The following is a 19097-nucleotide window of genomic DNA, read 5'->3' on the forward strand; positions in this document are numbered from 1 at the left end:
AACGCGCCCCACAAGGTTCGCTACGTGATCGAGTTTCAAAACGTCCATAAAACCTACCGCGTCGCCGGTAAGGATATCCCCGCCCTGCATCCGACCAGTCTGACGATAGAGAATGGTCAGGTCTTTGGTCTGATCGGCCATTCCGGTGCGGGAAAAAGTACCCTGCTGCGTCTGATCAATCGCCTGGAAAACTCTAGCGGCGGCAAGATCATCGTGGACGGCGAAGAAGTCACTGCGCTCGATGCCAACGGACTGCGCCGTTTCCGTCAGCAGGTCGGAATGATTTTCCAGCACTTCAACCTGCTGGCGTCCAAGACCGTTGCCGACAACGTTGCGCTGCCGCTGACGCTGGCCGGTGAATTGTCCCGCCGCGAGATCGATCTGCGCGTGGCCGAGTTGTTGGCCCGGGTCGGTTTGTCCGATCACGCCAACAAGTATCCAGCGCAGTTGTCCGGCGGCCAGAAGCAGCGTGTAGGCATTGCCCGCGCCTTGGCGACCAAGCCGAAAATCCTGCTGTGCGACGAAGCCACCAGTGCACTGGACCCGCAGACCACGGCGTCGGTCCTGCAATTATTGGCTGAGATCAATCGTGAGCTGAAGTTGACCATCGTGCTGATCACCCATGAAATGGACGTGATCCGCCGAGTCTGCGACCAGGTCGGCGTCATGGACGCTGGCGTGATTGTCGAGCAAGGTTCGGTGGCCGAGGTGTTCCTGCATCCGAAACACCCGACGACCAAGCGTTTCGTGCAAGAAGACGAGCACATCGACGAAAGCGAACAGCGTGACGACTTCGCACACGTGCCAGGCCGCATCGTGCGTCTGACCTTCCAGGGCGAAGCGACCTACGCGCCCCTACTGGGAACCGTCGCTCGGGAGACCGGTGTGGACTACAGCATCCTGGCCGGTCGGATCGATCGCATCAAGGACGTCCCTTACGGGCAACTGACCCTGGCCGTGACCGGTGGTGACATGGAAGCGGCTTTTGCCCGCTTCACCGCGGCCGACGTTCACATGGAGGTGCTGCGCTAATGGAAGCCCTGACTAGTTTCTTCGCCAACATCGACTGGTTCGAAATCTGGCTGGCCACCGGTGATACGCTGCTGATGCTCGGTGGTTCGCTGCTGTTCACCGTGTTGCTGGGCCTGCCGCTGGGTGTGCTGTTGTTCCTCTGCAGCCCGCGTCAGTTGCTGGAAGCCAAAGGCGTCTACGCGATGTTGTCTCTGGTGGTGAACATCCTGCGTTCGCTGCCCTTCATCATTCTGTTGATCGTGATGATTCCGTTCACCGTGTTGATCACTGGCACTTCCCTGGGGGTCGCCGGCGCGATCCCGCCGCTGGTGGTCGGTGCCACGCCGTTTTTCGCGCGGCTGGTGGAAACCGCTCTGCGCGAAGTGGATCGCGGCATCATCGAAGCGACCCAGGCCATGGGCGCGACGACGCGGCAGATCATCACCAATGCCTTGCTGCCTGAAGCCCGCCCGGGCATTTTCGCGGCGATTACGGTGACTGCCATTACACTGGTGTCCTACACGGCAATGGCCGGTGTGGTCGGTGCCGGTGGTCTGGGTGACCTGGCGATCCGGTTCGGCTACCAGCGTTTCCAGACTGACGTGATGGTGGTGACGGTGGTGCTGCTGCTGGTGCTGGTGCAGGTCCTGCAAACCGTTGGCGACAAGCTGGTTGTGCATTTCTCTCGGAAATAAAACGTTCTCGTACATGACAAATGAGCCGGCCATTCGCTTGAGGCGCCGAAGACTGGCGCCTCAAGCGGGTACCCAAAAGGAGTTAGCTGAATGAAAAAACTACTCGTCGCATTCGCTGCTGTTGCAGCCTTTTCCGCCCACGCCGCCGACACCCTGACAGTCGCCGCGACTCCGGTTCCGCACGCGGAAATCCTCGAGTTCGTTAAACCGGCCCTGGCCCAGCAAGGCGTGGACCTCAAGGTTAAAGTCTTCACCGATTACATCCAGCCGAACGTGCAGGTCGCGGAAAAACGCCTGGACGCCAACTTCTTCCAGCACCAGCCGTACCTGGATGAGTTCAACAAGGCCAAGGGCACCAACCTGGTCTCGGTGGCCGGCGTGCACTTGGAACCACTGGGCGCTTACTCCAGCAAGTACAAGACCCTGGAAGAGCTGCCAAGCACCGCCACCGTGGTGATCCCGAACGACGCCACCAATGGTGGCCGCGCGCTGCTGCTGCTGGCCAAGGCCGGTGTGATCAAGTTGCAGGATTCGAACAACATCCTGTCGACGGTCAAGGACATTACCGAGAACCCGAAGAACCTGAAATTCCGTGAGCTGGAAGCCGCGACCATCCCGCGCGTGCTGACCCAGGTCGACCTGGCGCTGATCAACACCAACTACGCGCTGGAAGCCAAGCTCGATCCGTCCAAGGACGCGCTGGTCATTGAAGGTAGCGACTCGCCTTATGTGAACATCCTGGTTGCCCGTCCGGACGACAAGGACAGTGAAGCGATGAAGAAGCTGGTTGCTGCCCTGCACAGCCCGGAAGTGAAGGCCTTCATTCTCGAGAAGTACAAAGGCGCGGTGGTGCCTGCGTTCTGATTGGCTGACGCAACGAAAAAGGGGACGCCATAAGCGTCCCCTTTTTTGTGCCTGAAATATCGTTCCCGTAGGAGCGGTATGGTGGTTATTTGCGGTTGAGCATCACCGGCAATTGCGCCACCAGCTTCACATTGTTCAACGGCGCCCGAATGAAGCCGCGCTGGGTTCCGTCCGGGCCAATGACCGCGAGGTTACCGCTGTGGTCGACCGTGTAGTTCGGCTTGCTTGTATCGGCCGGAATGAACGGGATGCTCACGGCATTAGCGATCTTTTGCAGATCCTCGGTCGACGTCGCCGTTAGGCCGACAAACTGCGGATCGAAGTAGCCCAGGTACTGCTTGAGCTGCTTGGGCGTATCGCGGTGCGGATCGACACTGACCAGCACGATCTGCAACTTATCCACAGCCTCCGGCGGCAATTCACTCTTGATCTGGCGCAGTTGGGCGAGGGTGGTCGGGCAGATATCCGGGCAGAAGGTGTAGCCGAAGAACAGCAGGCTCCACTTGCCTTTGAGCTCGTTGATGGCCACCGGCTTGCCGTCCTGATCGGTCATCTTCACATCCGGCAGGTTGCGGCTTTGCGGCAGGAGAATGATCCCCGCGTCGATTAGTGCCGTCGGGTCGCCCTGGCCTTTGCCGGAGAGCACTTTGTTGATGGTCAGGCCCAGGACCAGCGCGATCAGGGCGACAAGGATGAAGACGGTTTTCTGGGTTCGGGTCATAGGTTCAACAATAAGTAGTGGTCAACGAGCAGGGCGATGAACAGCAGGAACAAGTAGTAAATAGAGTACTTGAAGGTGTTGATCGCCGCGTGCGGCCGAGTGCCACGGTACAGCACCACGGCCCATTGCAGGAATCTGGCGCCAAGACCGATGGCGCAGACCAGGTAGAGCAAGCCGCTCATGTGGATCACGTAGGGCATCAGGCTGACGGCCAGCAGCGCGCAGGTGTAAAGCAGGATGTGGATCTTGGTGTAGTGCTCGCCGTGGGTCACCGGCAGCATTGGGATGTCAGCCTTGGCATATTCCTCCTTGCGATGGATCGCAAGGGCCCAGAAGTGTGGCGGGGTCCAGGCGAAGATGATCAGCACCAACAGCAGCGGTTCGGCGCTGACGTGGCCGGTGGCGGCGGTCCAGCCGAGCAGCGGCGGAGCGGCCCCGGCCAGGCCTCCGATGACGATATTCTGCGGCGTCGCACGCTTGAGGAAACCGGTGTAGACCACTGCGTAGCCGAGCAGGGAGGCAAGGGTCAGCCATGCTGTCAGCGGATTGGTGAAGGCCAGCAACAAGGCCTGGCCAAGCAGTGCCAGCACCAGGGCAAAAGTCAGCGCGGCGGCCGGAGACACCCGGCCTTCGGCCAGTGGCCGTTTGTGGGTGCGAGCCATGACCGCATCGATCCTGCGGTCCACCACGTGGTTGACCGCTGCCGCACCGCCTGCACACAAGGCAATGCCCAGGTTGCCGAACACCAGCACGGTCCACGGCACTCCGGCGCGCGTTGCGAGGAACATCCCTACCAGTGAAGTGATGAGCATCAGCACCACCACCTTTGGTTTGGTCAGCTCCAGGTAGTCACGCCAGATTGCCTGGCTGTGACGTTCGCCGATCAGAATCGCCATGGCGTCTCTCCTTTTATTGTTATGGGCCCGGCTGAATGTTTACGCGGGCTGAAACGCCAGCGTGTCGGCTGCTTGACCCGAACCAGGCTGGTCCGGGCGTGGTAATTGACCAACACCATCGTCAGCAACAGCGCTGCGCCCCCGGCGTTATGGGCGACGGCAATCGGTAGCGGCAGGTGCAACAGCACGTTGCTGATGCCCAGGGTGATTTGCGCCGCGAGGGCGATCAGCACCAACCCGGCGAGTCGCGTCATGCCAACGACTTTCAGTTGCCAGGCGAGGCCAAGTAACACCAGGGTCACCAACAACGCGCCGATCCGGTGTGTCAGGTGAATCGCGGTGCGGGCGTCGCTGTCCAGTTGCCCGCCGAGGTAGTTCGGGCCGATGTGCTGGGTCAGGTGAAAGCCATTGGCGAAGTCCGCAGGCGGCAGCCATTGCCCGTGGCACGTCGGAAAGTCGATGCAGGCCACAGCGGCGTAGTTGGAGCTGACCCAGCCACCCAAGGCGATTTGCCCGATGACCAGCAACAGCCCCGCCGTCGCCCAGTACTGCAGGCGTCGCGGCACCGTCAATGCGGGCAGTACGCCGGACAGGCGCAAGGTCAGCAGAAACAGCAGGCTCAGGGTCGCAAAGCCGCCAAGCAGATGTCCGGTGACGACTTGCGGCCAGAGCTTGAGTGTCACCGTCCACATGCCGAACGCGGCTTGGGCAAACACCACTGCCAGCAGGAACAACGGCAGCTTCACCGGTTGCCCTGGATGCCGGCGATGGACCCAGGCCCTACCGGCCAACACCGATATCAGCAGCCCCAGCGTGCCGGCGAAGTAGCGGTGGATCATCTCGTTCCAGCCTTTATGGGCTTCTACAGGCGTGTCCGGAAAATGCAATTCGGCATGGGCCAGTTGTGCTTCGCTTTTGGGCACGCTGATAAAACCGTAGCAGCCAGGCCAGTCCGGACAGCCCAAGCCTGCGTGGGTCAGGCGGGTATAGGCACCGAGCAACACCACAATCAGTGCCAGAAAGGTGGCAAACAGCGCGAGGCGAAATCCAGGCTTGGCCATGACGATGCCCTTATCCGATGTTCGACAGTTTCAGCAGGTGCCGCAGGTCATTGAGCAGATCCTTGCCCTTGACTGACGGGTCGTAGCGCAAGACCAGATTGCCGTGGGGATCGATGATCCACAGGTGTGGAGAGTCATTACTCTGAGCTCCTTTGGTGTAGGTCGGCAAATCCAGTGGATAGCGCTGCAACTGCGGGTACTCGCGTTGAAGTTTAGTCTCGTAATCACTGCTCAGCGGCTGTGTCGCCGCCAGTGCGTGACTGGCGCGACCGGCATCGCGACCCAGGCCGATCTGGATTTGGCGCGCCAGATAAACCAGTTGCTGGCAGTCCACCGAGCACTCTTTCGGTGCCGTCACCAGCAACTGCCAGCGGTTTTCCTGCGCCCGTACGCCAAGGTCGGCGCGGCTCTGTCCGTTGCCGATCAGTTCGCCGTGATAGCTGCGGCCTTCCGGCACCCAGAAATTCAGTTTGTACATGCCGGTGGCCAGGATCATCGGACCGACCACCCCGAGCACAATCAGCAGTAACTGCAACCGTCCCTTGCGCCGGTTCACCGGCGTTTTGGCCTCAGACATGCTGGGTGGATTCATGGCCGCTCCCATGGTGTTTCTCCTTTGCGTTGTGCCAGCCGAGGTAGAGGTAAAGACCGAACAGGGCGATCGACATGGCGAACCACTGCACGGCATAAGCGATGTGTTTTTCCGGCCCCATGGCCACTACCGGCCAATCGGCCTGGTACGTCGCGGGCCCGGTTTCTGCGCGTAATTCGTAGGCAAAGCCTTCACGGCCCAGGGCTGCCCAGAGTGCATTCGGGTCAATGGCCGTGAGTAGTTTTGGCCAAGTGCTGGTGCTTGGGTCGGCGTGGAGCTGGAAGGTCGCGCCGGGTGAAACGTAGACCCATGCATCGAGACTCAAGGCATCGGTCGGTGTAGTGAATCGCGGCGGCGTCCGGCGGTCGGGCCAAGGCAGCCAGCCGCGATTGACCAGCAGCCACAGCCCAGTTGCCTGATCCTGAAACGGTTGCAGCAGCTCGACCCCGACTTTTCCGCCACGCTGACGGTTATCCAGCAACAGGCTGTGCGCGGCATCGAACTGGCCATGCAGGTGAATCCGTCTGAATGCCGGGTCTGCCGTGTGTTGCAGCTCGGTGCTGGCCATCGGTTCTGCAGCCCGGCGTTCAGTATAGGTTTGCAGTAGCGCGCTTTTCTCCGCACCCCGGCTCAATTGCCAGAACCCAAGCGACACCAGCAGGGGCAGCAACAGCGCAACCACCAATGTCGGAATGATGCCCGGCCGAAAGCGCTTCATGGCATCGCCAGAAAGTCGGTCGTCGCGATAGCTATACTCAGATGCATCGCTTGTCCCCCGGAGTCCCACCATGCTCAAAGCAGCCATCGTCCTGATGCTGATTGCCACGGTTGTCAGCCTGTTCAGCGGCCTGTTTTTTCTGGTCAAGGACGACAGCAGCTCGAACCGCCTCGTCATTGCCTTGAGTGTTCGTGTAGCACTGGCCGCCATTACCGTCGGCTTGATCGCCTGGGGCTTTTTCAGCGGCCAGCTTGTATCTCACGCACCCTGGTAACCGTAGGAGCGAGCATGCTCGCGAAAAACTCGAAAGCATCGCGGGGTATCAGGTTCCCCGCGTTATCGTTGGATACCATCGCGAGCATGCTCGCTCCTACAGCACATAGACGAAAACAAACAGCCCGATCCACACCACATCCACGAAGTGCCAGTACCAACTCGCTGCCTCGAAGCCGAACTGATGTTCGCTGTCGAAGTGCCCACGCATGACCCGCATCAGCATCACGAACAGGATGATGGTGCCGATCGTCACGTGGGCGCCGTGGAACCCGGTGAGCATGAAGAACGTGGCGCCGTAGATGCCCGAACCCAGGGTCAAGCCCAGTTCGTTATAGGCGTGCATGTACTCTTCGGCCTGAAAGCCGAGGAACGCAATGCCCAGCAGCACCGTGAGCGCCAGCCAGATTTTCAGCGCGCCGCGATGGCCCTTTTTCAAGGCATGGTGGGCGATGGTCACCGTGACGCTGGAGGTCACCAGTATCACGGTATTGAGCAGCGGCAATCCCCAGGGGCTGATGACCTCCTTCGGTGGTGGGAACAGCTTGGAATCGGGGTTGTTCAGCAGTGGCCAGGTCCACTCGAAGGCAGGCCACAGCATGTGGGCGAGGCCTTTGGTGCCTTCACCGCCGAGTGCCGGGCCGGATACATGGCGCACATAAAACAGTGCGCCGAAAAAGGCGATGAAGAACATCACCTCTGAGAAAATGAACCAGCTCATGCCCCAGCGGAACGAGCGATCCATCTGCGCGCTGTACAAGCCGCCGCGACTTTCCTTGATCACCGTACCGAACCAGCCAAAGAGCATGTAGGCCAGCAACAGGCCACCGACGAAAAAGATCAGCGGGCCGTGGGATTCCGGCCGCGCCGCTTTCAGATCGTTGAACCAGATGGCCAGGCCGAGCACCGTGACGAACATCCCGACCGTAGCGATGATCGGCCATTTGCTCTGGGCCGGAACGTAATAATGTTCATGAGTTGCCATTTATTGTTCTCCTTATCGGGCACGCTCAACCGCCAGTATTTACTGCGACCGGTGGATGTCGGGCGGTGATATCGAACAGCGTGTAGGACAGCGTCAGGTGCTTCACATCCTTGGGCATGTCACGGTCAACGATGAAACGTACCGGCATCTCGATTCGTTGACCGGGCTGCAGCACTTGTTGGGTGAAGCAGAAGCATTCGGTCTTGTGGAAGTACGCCGCCGCCGCGCTGGGCGCGATGCTCGGCACCGCCTGAGCGCTCATCGGGCGATTGGTAGGGTTGTGCGCGATGAAGATCATCTCGTTCACTGCCCCGGGGTTGGCCGTCAATTCATCATGCTTGGGATAGAAATCCCAGGACATGTCGGCGGAGTTGGTCGACAGGAACTGCACGCGAACCTGTCGCGAGGTATCGACCGTTTGCTCACCCTCATACTGCCCGGCGGTCTTGCCGTTGATGCCGAATGCCTTGCACATCACGTCGTAGATCGGCACCAGGGCAAAACCGAAGACAAACATCGCTACCACCACCAGTAACAGGCGGGTGACCAGTTTCTTCATCGAAATCGAGTCAGCCATGATTTCTCACCTGCGCCGAGAGCCCTGTGGGAGCGAGCCTGCTCGCGAAGCAGACGCCACGGTTTGGCAGGTAGACCGCGTCATCGTTTTTCGCGAGCAGGCTCGCTCCCACAAAGGCCATGGCGCTCATTTCATTTCACTTCCGGCGGCGTGGTGAAGGTGTGATACGGCGCCGGTGAGGGAACGCTCCATTCCAGGCCTTCGGCCCCATCCCACGGTTTGGCCGGTGCTGGCGGGCCACCGCGAATGGTCTTGATCACGATGAACAGGAAGAAAATCTGCGTTGCACCGAACATGAAGGCGCCGATCGACGACACCATGTTGAAGTCGGCGAATTGCAGGTTGTAGTCCGGAATCCGTCGAGGCATGCCCGCAAGCCCGACGAAGTGCATTGGGAAGAAAGCCAAGTTCATGCCGATGAACGACAGCCAGAAATGCAGCTTGCCGAGGGTTTCGTCGTACATGTGGCCGGTCCACTTCGGCATCCAGTAATAGGCCGAGGCGAAGATCCCGAAGATTGCACCCGGCACCAGCACGTAGTGGAAGTGCGCGACCACAAAATACGTATCCTGGTACTGGAAATCCGCCGGGGCGATGGCCAGCATCAGTCCGGAGAAACCGCCGATGGAGAACAGGATCACGAACGCCACCGCGAATAGCATCGGCGTCTCGAAGGTCAGCGAGCCTTGCCACATGGTACTGGCCCAGTTGAACACCTTGACCCCGGTGGGTACCGCGATCAACAACGTGGCATACATGAAGAACAGCTCACCCACCAGCGGGATACCGACCACGAACATGTGGTGCGCCCAGACGATGAACGACAGGAACGCGATACTCGCCGTGGCGTAGACCATCGAGGTGTAGCCGAACAGCGGCTTGCGCGAGAAGGCCGGAATGATCGAGCTGACGGCACCAAAGGCCGGCAGGATCATGATGTACACCTCGGGGTGGCCAAAGAACCAGAACACATGCTGGAACAGCACCGGGTCACCGCCACCGGCGGCGCTGAAGAAGCTGGTACCGAAGTGGATGTCCATCAGCATCATCGTCACGCAACCGGCCAGTACCGGCATTACCGCGATCAGCAGGAACGCGGTGATCAGCCAGGTCCAGACGAACAGCGGCATTTTCATCAGCGTCATGCCGGGGGCGCGCAGGTTGAGGATGGTGGCGATCACGTTGATCGCACCCATGATCGAACTGATCCCCATCAAGTGGATGGCGAAGATGAAGAAGGTCACGCTTTCCGGCGCGTACGTCGTCGACAGCGGCGCGTAGAACGTCCAGCCGAAGTTGGGTCCGCCTCCTGGGGTGAACAGGGTCGAAACCAGCAGGATGAATGCCGCTGGCAACAGCCAGAAGCTGAAGTTGTTCATCCGCGGCAGCGCCATGTCGGGTGCGCCGATCATCAGCGGAACCATCCAGTTGGCGAGGCCGACGAAGGCCGGCATCACCGCACCGAAGACCATCACCAGGCCGTGCATGGTGGTCATCTGGTTGAAGAATTCCGGCTGGACGATCTGCAACCCCGGCTGGAACAGTTCGGCGCGAATCACCATCGCGAACGAGCCGCCGAGCAGGAACATGGAAAACGCAAACCACAGGTACAGCGTACCGATGTCCTTGTGGTTGGTCGTCAGCACCCAGCGCATCAGGCCTTTGGCAGGGCCGTGGGCATGTTCGTGTGCGGTGCCGGTCTGAACATGGTCATCGACTACAACAGTCATGTCCTGTCTCCTGCAAGCAGATGGGCTGGGCAGGTCGGGGCGTGCTGCCCCGACGGGTTCCTTGGGTGCGCAATAGACTGGGTCATTTGCTTTCCGCCTGTTTCAGCTCCAGCACTTCTTTGGGGGTGACCATGTCGCCCTTGTTGTTGCCCCAGGCGTTACGCTCGTAGGTCACGACCGCTGCGATATCGACTTCCGACAGTTGCTTGCCGAACGCCGCCATGGCGGTGCCAGGCTTGCCGTGGAAGACAATGCTCAGGTGATCCTTGATGGGGCCGGTGGCGATTTTCGAGCCCTTGAGAGCCGGGAACATGGGCGGCAGGCCCTGGCCTTCGGCCTGGTGACAGGCCACGCAGGCGGTGTGATAGACCTTGTCGCCGCGCTCTTTGAGCTCGTCGAGGGTCCATTCCTTACTGGTCAGCTCCTTGAGTTGTGCAGCCTCTGCCTTGCGTTCAGCCAGCCACTTTTCGTAATCGGGCTTGTCCTTGACCTCAACCACGATCGGCATGAACCCATGATCCTTGCCGCACAGCTCGGCGCATTGGCCGCGGTAGACACCGGGTTTTTCGACACGGGTCCAGGCTTCGTTGACGAACCCCGGGATCGCATCGCGCTTGACCGCGAAGGCCGGCACCCACCAGGAGTGAATCACGTCGGCAGAGGTCACCAGGAAGCGCACCTTGGCGCCGATCGGAAGCACCAGGGGCTTGTCGACCTCGAGCAGGTAATGCTCGCTCTTGGCTTCCTTGTTGTGGATCTGATCGGCGGGAGTGGCCAGGTTGCTGAAGAACTCAACGTCCTGGCCCAGGTACTTGTAATGCCATTTCCACTGATAGCCGGTGACCTGGATATCGATATCCGGCTCACTGGCGTCGTACATCTTGATCAGGGTGGCAGTCGCCGGAACCGCCATGGCCACCAGAATAATGAAGGGCACGATGGTCCAGAGAATTTCGACGGTGGTACTTTCGTGAAATTTTGCCGCCACCTGCCCGGTAGAGCGGCGGTGCAAGATCATCGACCAGAACATGGCGCCAAAGACGATGATGCCGATCACTACACAGATCCAGAAAATGGTCATGTGCAGGTCAAACACAGCGTGACTGATTTCAGTCGCTCCAGGCGCCATATTCACAGTCCAGGCCGCTTGTGCCTGACTGAAAATCGACCACAACAGGAGGCCCATCCAGACATGTGGATGTCGCATCATTGCGGGTTCCCCTTATCGTTCTTGTTATCCCGCCGGCTTTCACCTGCGGCAAGGGAGCGGCTGCATCAGACTACGAACTTGAATCGCCGGGCCTTGCTGCATTGCAGTCGGGCGTCATCAGCTAACTCCATTCCAACCCGAGTATAGACAGCGACTCCCACCTCGCAATGTGCTGGCGTAAATCATCTGAAACAGCATTAACTTGCTTTGCAGGGCACGAATGGAGAAGGATGCAGACGAGTGGTGGCAAACCGATATAACGGAGGCGTCTCAAGGATGAAATAATTATGACAAATGCGTCTTAGCATTTTTCGTATGCCAGCTAAGTTATGTCTTCCCTATTTCATTGCCTTGTTTCCTGGAGTTTTCATGAACACCGCCGCATTGCGCGAGCAGATCCAAAAAGCACAACAACACGAAGCCGAGAGCGGCCTGCTGACGCGTCAGCTGGAAAACCAACTGCCTCACCTACACCGCGCGATCCAATTACCGGAGGCGGATGCCAACGGCGTCCTGACACGTTTTGTCGCCGCCTACATTGAGGAAGTACCTGATCTGCTGGATGCAGCCAATGAAGTCGCCAGGGAAGCGGGTATCGAATCGCAGGTAAAACCGGTGCTGAAAATCGCCGAACAGTACTTCCTCCAGCCGCCGGCGATCATGGCCGGGCACGTCGGGCTCGACAGCCTGCTGGACGAAGCCTATCTGGCGCACCGGTTCGTCGAAGAGGTCAACGACCTGTACATCAAGCATCTTGGCCAGCCACTGATCCCCTTGGACATGACTGTCGCCAACCTGATTGCTCACCAGTTGATCGGTGAGGAGTTCGCCAACCAACTGGACGAGGCGGTGCATCACGCTGTGGACGAGATGCTCAACGACGAAAGCTTTGCGCTGGAGTCGGTCGAAGCCTACCGCGAGAAACTCAGCAGCCCGGACACCGGCGCCGCGTGGAAGCGCTGGCCGTGCATGTCCCGCCGCCTGGGTGTGGGCCTGGAGCTGGAACAGCCGGTGGCGTAGGTTCGCATTACCCTTGTAGGAGCGAGCATGCTCGCGATGGTCGACAACGATTCCGCGGGTATTCTGACACCCCGCGGTGTTCTTTGGTCCATCGCGAGCAGGCTCGCTCCTACAGGTGGGTTATTCAGCCAGCCGCACCAATTCCGATATTGGTCCGCACCCGGCCCTCCAGCCTTCGCTTCAACCCGCGCGACTCGATCAACAATTTCGAGCCCTTGGCCGCATTCGCCCGTCCCCATTCCTCCAGCAATTCCAGGCACGAATGGTCGATGTAGCTCAGGTTATTGAGTGGCACATGCACCGTCGCACCTGCCGGAATGCTACCCAGTACCCGGGTCAACGCCGGCACCTTGAGAAAGGTCGCCGCCCCCACCAGACGCAGCTCCATTTCGCCGTCCTGCGGAAGGTCGATCAGGCTTATTTTCAGTCGTGAGGCTTTCAGCGCCAGCTTCACCAAGGTCAAGCCGAAGCCGACCAGCACGCCCGTCAGCAAGTCGGTGAAGATGATCGCCAGCGCTGTCGTGGCGTAGGTGAACATCGGCATTCGACCGTATCGACCCAAACCGCGAAAAGCCTTGAGATCCACCAGTTTGAAACCGGTGTAAACCAACACACCGGCCAGGCTCGCCACGGGAATGCTTTGCAGCACGCTCGACAACAACATTACGAACGCCAGCAGCCATAATCCATGGAAAATCGTCGAGTAACGCGTGCTGGCACCGGCCTGGACATTGGCCGAGCTGCGTACGATCACTCCGGTCATCGGCAACGCGCCGAGCATTCCGCAAAGCATGTTACCGACGCCTTGGGCAGACAGCTCGCGGTCGAAGTCCGAGCGTTGACCACTGTGCATGCGGTCGACTGCGGCAGCGGATAGCAGGGTTTCAGCGCTGGCGATGAACGCTACCGCGAATGCGGCAATCAGCAACGCAGGGTCAGCCAGGTTCAGCAAGTCGGCAGGTTTCAGCCAGTCGATGGCTTCGGCCAGGTTTGCGGGTACTTCCACCCGTTTGACTTGCAGCGCCAAGGCCAGGCTGACGACGGTGGCGATCCCAACCCCCAGTAGCGCGCCGGGAACGAAGCGCAGGGAATGGGGGCGCAGCTTTTCCCACAACCACATGACTGCAATCGTTCCCAACCCAAGCAAACCGGCCTGCCAGCCAAAGGATGGCAAAGCCTGAGCCACGGCGGCCGGGAAGGCTGCCAGGTTATCCAGCCCCGAGGGCTTGGGCGTGGCGTCCAGCATCACGTGCAGCTGTGACAGGACGATCAGCACCCCGATCCCGGCGAGCATGCCGTAGACAACGGCAGGTGCTGTCACGCGAAACCAGCAGCCGAGTTTCAAGCGACCAGCGACCAACTGTAAAAAGCCCGCCAACAGCAGGATCGGCCCGAGCATGACCACGCCATGCTGGCGTACCAGTTCGAACACCAGCACCGCCAGACCTGCCGCAGGACCACTGACTTGCAATGGCGAGCCGGCCAGCCAACCGACTACCAGTCCACCGATGATCCCCGTGATCAGGCCTTTGGCTGGTGGCAGTCCCGAAGCAATGGCAATGCCCATGCACAATGGCAGGGCGACCAGAAACACCACCACCGAAGCCAATAGCTCCCGTGGCAGCACAGCTTTAAGTTGTGCAGCACGCATGATGATTCTCCCGAAGTTTTCTTCAGGCATGGCGAAGCCGGGCCGCTGAAACAGCGGCTGGCGTCAAACCACACAGATGGTTAGGAGGATTTAGAAGCGCGCTTTGGGCGTCGCCACCGGAATCGGATGGCTGCCGTCGAGCGGCAGGAAACGACCCTGATCCGCGTCGTAAGCTTTGATTTCGCTGGTTTCGATGTCATAGACCCAGCCATGGATGAACAGTTGACCGTTCGCCATGCGCGAGGCTACCGAAGGATGGGTCCGCAAGTGCTGCAACTGGGCGATGACATTTTCATCAGTGAGGACGTGCATGCGTTCGTTTTCGTCGGCGCAGTTGCAGTTGTCGTGCACCATGGTTTTCGCGACTTCCGCATGCCGCAGCCAGGCTTTGACCGTAGGCATTTTTTCCAGGCTGTCGGGATTGAGTACCGCACGCATCGCTCCGCAATCGGAGTGGCCGCAGATGATGATGTGTTGCACGCCCAGTGCCAGCACCGCGTACTCGATGGCGGTGGACACACCACCGTTCATCTGGCCGTACGGTGGTACGACGTTGCCGACGTTGCGAGTGACGAACAGGTCGCCCGGCGAGCTGTGGGTGATGAGCTCGGGGACGATGCGCGAGTCAGCGCAGGTAATGAACATCGCCCGTGGCTGCTGGGCCGTGGCGAGTTTTTTGAAGAGTTCTTCCTGTTGTGGAAAGATCTCATGATGAAAATGCAAAAAGCCGTCAACGATATGCTTCAGCGCTGCATCGGCGCTTTCCGCCCCGGGTTGGGCAGAAGCCGACGCAGCCAACGGCTGTTTATCCTTGTCACTCATGATTCATCCTCTTTGGCGGAGTCAGGGATATTCCCGTTTTGTCCGGTGTGAAGCCAGTGGCTGTCTAAAAAAACATCCAGGTCGTCGATCGACCCGTCAGTCACTCGATGAACAAGGTAGCCGTCGAATCTTAACTCAAACTGAAAAGACCGCTCTAGAACCTGTGTTCCAGGTCACAAAAAACGTGACTGGCGAAAAATTGAGGGCGATCCTCGTACTCAACCATAGGCTAATTGTCCTCAAATCAACGACATTTGGCGACCCGGCGGACAGAAGGCATCGCAGTCCAGGTTGAAACCTTCCCGATGGTTGAGCCCCAGGCGTTTGATGGCTTTGGCAAAACGTTGTGCCAACAAATCGGCAAAGGGGCCTTCACCACGCATGCGTGCGCCAAAGCGACTGTCGTACAACTCGCCGCCACGGCTCTGGCGAATCAGGCTCAGGACATGGGCCGCACGTTGCGGATAGTGGGCCGCCAGCCACTCTTCGAACAGGGGCGCGACTTCCAGGGGTAACCGCAACATCATGTAGGCGGCGCTTTGTGCCCCGGCGGCATGGGCCTCTGTGAGCAGGTTTTCGATTTCGCTGTCGTTGATCATCGGAATCATGGGTGAACACAGCACCCCCACCGGAACGCCCGCTTCGCGCAACACCCTGATCGCCCGCAGTCGGGCCTTGGGGGCCGCAGCGCGGGGTTCGAGGATGCGCTTGAGCTCGTCGTCCAGCGTGGTCAGGCTGATCATCACAGCCACCAGCCTTTGACGGGTGAGTTCGGCCAGCAGGTCCAGATCGCGCAGAATCAACGAGCCTTTAGTCACGATGGTTACCGGATGACGATAGCGCAGCAGCACTTCGAGGGTCTGGCGGGTGATCTTGTACTCGCGCTCGATGGGCTGGTAAGGATCGGTGTTGGACCCCAGGTTAATGGGTGCACATTTATAGCCACGTTTGGAGAGCTGTTCTTCCAATATGTCCGCTGCATTGGTCTTGGCGATCAGCTTCGTCTCGAAATCCAGACCTGGCGACATGTCCCAATAGGCGTGGCTGGGCCGTGCATAACAGTAGATGCAACCGTGCTCGCAGCCACGATAAGGGTTGATCGAGCGATCGAAGGGCAGGTCCGGTGAATTATTGCGGGTGATGATGGTTTTCGCGGTCTCGATGGACACCTCGGTGCCTTGGGTCATCGGCGCTTCCTGGTACCAGCCGTCGTCCTCGGCCACCGAGCGATGGGGGGCGAAGCGGTTATGCGGGTTGGTGGCGGTGCCGCGACCGCGTGGGGGCAATGGCGCGTTCATGGGGATGGCTCGCATGCTGTATGCCTATACAGTATACGTGAAAGATTCGAGTGACCAGTGCCGTTGGGCAGCTCTTGGTTTCGAAAGTCATTGAACGATACACATCGCGTCTGGTTGAAACGCTCCAGCGACCGGTATTGTTATGGTCGCTCCATGCATTGATTGGAGCATTAATTAAAAGGATTTAATTATGTCGATGTTTAATCGCCGCGGTATTTTTTTGCAGAAACTTGGTCCGACTGTCGTCGATCCAAATGAAGTGCTTGTATCGATGCAGTTCGCATTGAAGGAAGAGGACTGGAGTGCTGGAAACTCCGTGCAGACTACTGCTTTGCTGGACGCCACCACCCTCATCGCCTCCTCAAATGATGGGGGACAATCATTCAAGATCCGTAACCTCAAAAAAGATGTCGATGGTGACGGCGATATTGATGCCGAGGACATGATGAAACTGCTGGCGCTGGCCAAAGCCTACGTCAGCATTTCCACGCCTTGACGGAATCTCGATACCTCTCACGGCGTTGCGCCGTGAGAGGTATCGCTTTCCTCTCAGTGTTGCTCGTCAGGCTTTTTCTTCAGCTTCGGATTCGGAAAAAACTGCACGGCCTGAACCTTGGTGTCCGCAGGCTTGAGTGCGGAAGTGTTGACCCGGGTACCCAGTTCCTTGGGAACGGACAGGCCTTGTTCATTCAGCGTATCGGAGTAACCGCAAGCCACGCATTCGCGATGCGGTACGTCGTCTTCGCTCCACATCATCAACTTGTCCGGCTCGCTGCAGGCTGGACAAACCGCGCCGGCGATAAAGCGTCGTTTGGTAATCACGGGACTCTCGCTCATGCTGCCGCGCCCTCACTCAGGCCGCTGTGGCGCAAGAGTGCGTCAATCGACGGCTCACGACCACGAAAATCGACGAACAGCACCATCGGCTCTTGAGAACCGCCGCGCGCGAGGATCGCTTCGCGGAACGCCCGGCCGGTGTCGGCATTGAGCACGCCCTCTTCCTCGAATTTGGAGAAAGCATCGGCCGAGAGCACTTCAGCCCATTTGTAGCTGTAGTAACCCGCCGCGTAACCACCGGCGAAGATGTGCGCGAAGCTGTTAGGGAAGCGGTTGTAGGCCGGAGGACGCATCACCGACACTTCGTCGCGCACGCCTTCAAGCACTTGCAATACGCTGCGACCGTCACCATGGGTGGCGTGCAGTTCGAAGTCGAACAGCGAGAACTCCAGTTGGCGAACCATCATCAGGCCGGACTGGAAGTTTTTCGCCGCCAGCATTTTCTGTAGCAGGTCCTGGGGCAGTGGTTCGCCGGTTTCATAGTGACCGGAGATCAGCGCAAGCCCCTCGGGCTCCCAGCACCAGTTTTCCATGAATTGGCTTGGCAGCTCGACCGCATCCCAGGCCACACCGTTGATGCCGGACACCCCGGCGTGTTCGACGCGGGTCAGCAGGTGATGCAGGCCATGACCGAACTCGTGGAACAGAGTGGTGACTTCATCGTGGGTCAGCAGCGCAGGCTTGCCGCTGTCGGCCGGAGTGAAGTTGCACACCAGGTTGGCCACCGGGCTTTGCAGCACCCCTTCGGCGGTGCGGCGACGATCGCGGGCACCGTCCATCCAGGCACCACCGCGTTTGTTGGCGCGGGCGTAGAGGTCGAAGAAGAAGCGGCCTACGTGCTGGCCGTTTTCCTTGATTTCGAACAGGCGCACATCCGGGTGCCAGGTGTCGAAGCCTTGCTGCTCGGCGATTTCGATGCCGTACAGGCGTTGCACGATGGCAAACAGGCCGCCCAGTACTTTATCGATCGGGAAGTAGGCACGCAGGGCTTCCTGGGCAACGCTGTAACGTTGTTCGCGAAGTTTTTCGCCATAGAAGCCGCTGTCCCAGCTTTGCAGGTCCGGGCAGCCCTGTTCGGCCGCATAGGCCTTGAGCTGTTCCAGGTCCTGGGCGGCGAACGGCTTGCTGCGCTTGGCCAGGTCGCGCAGGAAGCTCAGCACCTGATCGCTGGATTCCGCCATTTTGGTGGCCAGGCTCAGTTCCGAGAAACTGGCGAACCCCAGGAGCTTGGCCAGCTCCCGACGCAGGTCGAGGATTTCCTGCATGACCGGGCCGTTGTCGTTCTGGCCGGCATTCGGGCCCTGATCCGAGGCGCGGGTGCAGTACGCAGCGTAGACTTCTTCACGCAGGGCGCGATCGTGGGCGTAGGTCATTACCGCGTAGTAGCTCGGGAATTCCAGGGTGATCAGCCAGCCATCGAGGTCCTTGGCTTGCGCGGCGGCGGCCATTTGCGCCTTGGCCGAATCGGTCAGGCCGGCGAGGGCAGCTTCGTCGGTGATGTGCTTGGTCCAGGCCTGGGTGGCATCCAGCAATTGGTTGGAGAAGCGGCTACCCAGCTCCGACAGTTTGCTCTGCACTTGGGCGTAGCGCTTCTGCTCGGCTTCCGGCAGGTCGATACCCGACAGACGAAAATCGCGCAGGGCGTGTTCCAGGATAGTTTTCTGCGCTACGTCGAAACCGGCGGCTTCCGGACTGTTGGCCAAGGCCTCATACGCCTGGAACAGTTCACGGTTCTGGCCCATTTCCGTGGAGTAGGCGCTCAATGCAGGCAGGCAAGCCTCATAGGCTTCACGCAGTTCGGCACTGTTGCACACGGCATTCAAATGGCTGACCGGACTCCACGCCGCACCCAGGCGGTCATTGAGCTCGTCCATGGCCAGCACCAGGCCGGCCCAGGTCGGTTGTTTGCCCTGGGTCTTGAGGATCTCGATAATGGCGGCGCGGTTGTCAGCCAGGATCTGTTCAATGGCCGGTTGCACATGCTCGGCACGGATCGCGGAGAACGGCGGCAGGTCGTAGGACTGCAAAAGAGGGTTGTTCACGCTCACGGTTGGCACCTTGGCTGGAAGAAACATGCAGCCATCTTAATTACAATCGACACTCACCGCAGCTATCAGCGACAGAGAGAGAACCTAT

The 19097-nt window shown here is 59.5% G+C and carries 20 protein-coding genes; 6 read left to right on the plus strand and 14 right to left on the minus strand.

What is annotated here, in order from left to right; all coding sequences use genetic code 11:
• Positions 1 to 24 precede the first annotated feature (24 nt).
• The 3 genes from AC3WWR_RS00835 (at position 25) to AC3WWR_RS00845 (ending at position 2570) form a co-directional block, all read left to right on the plus strand.
• Positions 25 to 1032, plus strand: coding sequence for a methionine ABC transporter ATP-binding protein (locus tag AC3WWR_RS00835; protein WP_033038874.1), 1008 nt, complete (start codon positions 25 to 27; stop codon positions 1030 to 1032).
• Positions 1032 to 1706, plus strand: coding sequence for a methionine ABC transporter permease (locus AC3WWR_RS00840; protein ID WP_008002212.1), 675 nt, complete (start codon positions 1032 to 1034; stop codon positions 1704 to 1706). The genes AC3WWR_RS00835 and AC3WWR_RS00840 overlap by 1 nt, the downstream gene beginning before the upstream one ends.
• Positions 1707 to 1796: 90 nt before the next feature.
• Positions 1797 to 2570 (plus strand): MetQ/NlpA family ABC transporter substrate-binding protein, encoded by a 774-nt coding sequence (locus tag AC3WWR_RS00845; protein ID WP_020798051.1) that lies wholly within the window; start codon positions 1797 to 1799, stop codon positions 2568 to 2570.
• An 85-nt stretch (positions 2571 to 2655) separates the two neighbouring features.
• Here the strand turns inward: AC3WWR_RS00845 and AC3WWR_RS00850 are convergent, their stop codons facing one another.
• Genes AC3WWR_RS00850 through AC3WWR_RS00870 form a run of 5 tightly spaced genes read right to left on the minus strand, consistent with a single transcriptional unit; the run spans position 2656 to position 6558 of the window.
• The gene (locus AC3WWR_RS00850) at positions 2656 to 3291 is read right to left on the minus strand and encodes an SCO family protein (RefSeq protein WP_020798052.1); all 636 of its coding nucleotides are present in this window, start codon (positions 3289 to 3291) and stop codon (positions 2656 to 2658) included.
• Positions 3288 to 4187 carry a heme o synthase gene (gene cyoE, locus AC3WWR_RS00855; protein WP_020798053.1) on the minus strand — a complete coding sequence of 300 codons (900 nt, stop codon included), beginning with the start codon at positions 4185 to 4187 and terminating at the stop codon, positions 3288 to 3290. The genes AC3WWR_RS00850 and cyoE overlap by 4 nt, the downstream gene beginning before the upstream one ends.
• Positions 4175 to 5248 carry a COX15/CtaA family protein gene (locus tag AC3WWR_RS00860; RefSeq protein WP_020798054.1) on the minus strand — a complete coding sequence of 358 codons (1074 nt, stop codon included), beginning with the start codon at positions 5246 to 5248 and terminating at the stop codon, positions 4175 to 4177. Before AC3WWR_RS00860 ends, cyoE begins: the two co-directional genes overlap by 13 nt.
• A gap of 10 nt (positions 5249 to 5258) precedes the next feature.
• Positions 5259 to 5852, minus strand: coding sequence for a PA_0111/PP_0108 family redox-active disulfide protein (locus AC3WWR_RS00865; RefSeq protein ID WP_020798055.1), 594 nt, complete (start codon positions 5850 to 5852; stop codon positions 5259 to 5261).
• On the minus strand, positions 5818 to 6558 hold the full coding sequence (locus tag AC3WWR_RS00870) for an SURF1 family protein (RefSeq protein WP_020798056.1): 741 nt from the start codon (positions 6556 to 6558) through the stop codon (positions 5818 to 5820). Before AC3WWR_RS00870 ends, AC3WWR_RS00865 begins: the two co-directional genes overlap by 35 nt.
• A 70-nt stretch (positions 6559 to 6628) precedes the next feature.
• On the opposite strand from AC3WWR_RS00870, the gene AC3WWR_RS00875 reads away from it, so the two are divergent.
• Positions 6629 to 6832 (plus strand): twin transmembrane helix small protein, encoded by a 204-nt coding sequence (locus tag AC3WWR_RS00875; RefSeq protein ID WP_008064738.1) that lies wholly within the window; start codon positions 6629 to 6631, stop codon positions 6830 to 6832.
• Positions 6833 to 6928: 96 nt separating this feature from the next.
• On the opposite strand, the gene AC3WWR_RS00880 is transcribed toward AC3WWR_RS00875, so the two are convergent.
• The 4 genes from AC3WWR_RS00880 to coxB all read right to left on the minus strand — a co-directional run bounded on the left by AC3WWR_RS00880 (position 6929) and on the right by coxB (position 11333).
• Complete coding sequence (locus AC3WWR_RS00880) at positions 6929 to 7816, minus strand: cytochrome c oxidase subunit 3 (RefSeq protein ID WP_454865569.1); 888 nt, start codon at positions 7814 to 7816, stop codon at positions 6929 to 6931.
• 25 nt (positions 7817 to 7841) lie between these two features.
• Positions 7842 to 8393, minus strand: coding sequence for a cytochrome c oxidase assembly protein (locus AC3WWR_RS00885; RefSeq protein WP_020798058.1), 552 nt, complete (start codon positions 8391 to 8393; stop codon positions 7842 to 7844).
• Between the two features lie 131 nt (positions 8394 to 8524).
• The gene (gene ctaD, locus AC3WWR_RS00890; RefSeq protein WP_020798060.1) at positions 8525 to 10123 is read right to left on the minus strand and encodes a cytochrome c oxidase subunit I; all 1599 of its coding nucleotides are present in this window, start codon (positions 10121 to 10123) and stop codon (positions 8525 to 8527) included.
• 82 nt (positions 10124 to 10205) lie between these two features.
• A complete protein-coding gene (coxB, locus tag AC3WWR_RS00895) occupies positions 10206 to 11333 on the minus strand; it encodes a cytochrome c oxidase subunit II (RefSeq protein WP_020798062.1) in 1128 nt (375 codons plus the stop codon).
• Positions 11334 to 11702: 369 nt separating this feature from the next.
• Between coxB and AC3WWR_RS00900 the strand changes: the two genes are divergently transcribed.
• Positions 11703 to 12353, plus strand: a complete 651-nt coding sequence (locus AC3WWR_RS00900; RefSeq protein WP_020798063.1) for a hypothetical protein — start codon at positions 11703 to 11705, stop codon at positions 12351 to 12353.
• 124 nt (positions 12354 to 12477) lie between these two features.
• On the opposite strand, the gene AC3WWR_RS00905 is transcribed toward AC3WWR_RS00900, so the two are convergent.
• From AC3WWR_RS00905 to AC3WWR_RS00915, 3 genes are all read right to left on the minus strand, one after another.
• Entirely contained in the window at positions 12478 to 14004 is a 1527-nt protein-coding gene (locus AC3WWR_RS00905; RefSeq protein WP_492598397.1) for a SulP family inorganic anion transporter, read from the minus strand.
• 90 nt (positions 14005 to 14094) lie between these two features.
• Positions 14095 to 14826 carry a carbonic anhydrase gene (locus tag AC3WWR_RS00910; RefSeq protein ID WP_020798065.1) on the minus strand — a complete coding sequence of 244 codons (732 nt, stop codon included), beginning with the start codon at positions 14824 to 14826 and terminating at the stop codon, positions 14095 to 14097.
• A 239-nt stretch (positions 14827 to 15065) separates the two neighbouring features.
• Positions 15066 to 16124 (minus strand): PA0069 family radical SAM protein, encoded by a 1059-nt coding sequence (locus AC3WWR_RS00915; protein ID WP_432668807.1) that lies wholly within the window; start codon positions 16122 to 16124, stop codon positions 15066 to 15068.
• A gap of 190 nt (positions 16125 to 16314) precedes the next feature.
• On the opposite strand from AC3WWR_RS00915, the gene AC3WWR_RS00920 reads away from it, so the two are divergent.
• Positions 16315 to 16620, plus strand: coding sequence for a hypothetical protein (locus AC3WWR_RS00920; protein WP_083349957.1), 306 nt, complete (start codon positions 16315 to 16317; stop codon positions 16618 to 16620).
• 53 nt (positions 16621 to 16673) lie between these two features.
• On the opposite strand, the gene AC3WWR_RS00925 is transcribed toward AC3WWR_RS00920, so the two are convergent.
• Both AC3WWR_RS00925 and prlC read right to left on the minus strand, forming a co-directional pair.
• On the minus strand, positions 16674 to 16961 hold the full coding sequence (locus AC3WWR_RS00925) for a YheV family putative zinc ribbon protein (protein ID WP_008064765.1): 288 nt from the start codon (positions 16959 to 16961) through the stop codon (positions 16674 to 16676).
• Positions 16958 to 19009: an oligopeptidase A gene (prlC, locus tag AC3WWR_RS00930; RefSeq protein WP_492598398.1), complete on the minus strand. Its 2052-nt coding sequence runs from the start codon at positions 19007 to 19009 to the stop codon at positions 16958 to 16960. Before prlC ends, AC3WWR_RS00925 begins: the two co-directional genes overlap by 4 nt.
• Between the last annotated feature and the right edge of the window lie 88 nt (positions 19010 to 19097).

It is taken from the genome of Pseudomonas sp. EB271-G4-1 (assembly GCF_058791355.1).